This window comes from Photorhabdus viridis (assembly GCF_040256935.1).
Lineage (GTDB): Bacteria > Pseudomonadota > Gammaproteobacteria > Enterobacterales > Enterobacteriaceae > Photorhabdus > Photorhabdus viridis.
Window position 1 is genome coordinate 1 of record NZ_JBEJZY010000261.1, and the last position, 468, is coordinate 468.

Sequence of the window (468 nt, forward strand, 5' to 3'; positions counted from 1 at the left end):
TCTTGAAAACGTCCGGTTGCATAATCCGGATTAATTTGATTGACGATAGCAAGTAACTGATCGTTCTTGTCAGCAATGATAGCCGCATCACTCATGGCTATTTGACCTTGCGGTGTTGTTAAGCTCGTACTCATTGCACCACCCATTGCTGTAGCCAAATCATTTAGCCGCCCATTTAAAATATCAACCTCGTCGGGCACAGTTAGACCCGTCTTTGTAAAGGTTACACCTGGAACACTTGTTGTCAGTACTACAGAGTTAGTCATCAGAAATTTACCCCCGTTGATTGATTGTTCATGTCCGTTATTGTCATCATGCCCGCAATAGTTCTCTCCTTTCCATTTATAACTTTACAAGTGGCAGACTGAACATAAGGTAACTTCATTGCTTCTTGTTGCATTTTGCTGTTGATTAGCTGAGTTCCCGGCCAATATCCCAAAATTCGCTGGTAATAAGGAATACCCAATG

General features: G+C 42.1%; 2 pseudogenes. Both read right to left on the reverse strand.

Annotated elements, in window-relative coordinates:
• Positions 1–266: pseudogene (locus ABR397_RS23270) on the reverse strand (baseplate J/gp47 family protein); the annotation flags it as partial.
• Positions 266–468: pseudogene (locus tag ABR397_RS23275) on the reverse strand (hypothetical protein); the annotation flags it as partial. The pseudogenes ABR397_RS23275 and ABR397_RS23270, both read right to left, overlap by 1 nt.